Annotated in this window: 1 pseudogene; it reads right to left on the bottom strand. The window is 66.7% G+C overall.

Features of this window, described 5'->3' with window-relative positions:
- A pseudogene (locus tag QCE64_RS36415) lies at positions 1-841 on the bottom strand (hemagglutinin); the annotation flags it as partial.

Below are 841 nucleotides of genomic sequence, written 5' to 3'. Positions count from 1 at the left end.
GCGTCCTTGCCGCCCGCAAGCACGACCTTGCCCAAGCCATAGATCGCGGTGCTCGCCTGCGTATCGGTCGCGGTGGTGTCGTCGCGATTGTCGATATCGGTGGCGAGCAGTTCGAGCGTGCCATCGCTATCGGTCGCGCCGATGAGTGCCGTCGGCCCGAGATTGAGGAGTGCGCCATTCGCATTGAGCGAAACACTTCCGCCGACGATCACCCCGGTGTTGGTCAGGGTATTCGAGTGCGTGGTGAGCGTGCCGCCCGCCATCATCGTGCCGCTGTTGCGCACATCGCCCGCGTTGACGTCGAGGTTGTTCGCCGCCTGGAGCAGCACGCCGTTGGTGAACGTGCCGGGCAGCGTAAAGGCCAGGTCGTGCCCGGTGATGAACTGGAAAGCAGCGGTTGGCGCAAAGTCGCCCTGGACGATCACGGTCACGTCATGCGCCGCGCTGTAGGCGCCGCCGCCCGTGAGCGTTGCCGCGTTGATCGTCAGGTCACGGGTCGCGCCGATCTGGCCGCTCGTGTTTGTGATCGCGCCGGAGGTCGTGATCGTCACGTCGCCATGCGAGCCGGCCACGCTGCCGATCCCGCCGCCGCTGTTGTCGACCGTGTCGGCCCGTACCGTCAAGTTCGCGCCGCTCAACTGCGCGCCTTGCGTGTTGACGAGCGCGGCGCTGTCGACCGAAATGCGGCCGTTGGCGGTCATCGTGCCGCCGCGGTTGACGATGCCGTTGCCGCCTCGCACGGCCACATCGCCCGTGCCAAGATTGCTCACGAGGCCGCTCGTGTTGTCGATGCTCGCCGCTTGAAGGTCGAGCGTGCTCAGATCAACGCCTGCGCCCGTGC

The sequence above is a fragment of the Caballeronia sp. LZ043 genome (assembly GCF_031451075.1).
In the GTDB taxonomy this organism is placed as follows: Bacteria; Pseudomonadota; Gammaproteobacteria; order Burkholderiales; family Burkholderiaceae; genus Caballeronia.
Note: the sequence above shows the minus strand (reverse complement) of the source record. Positions and strands in the feature narration are given on the sequence as shown.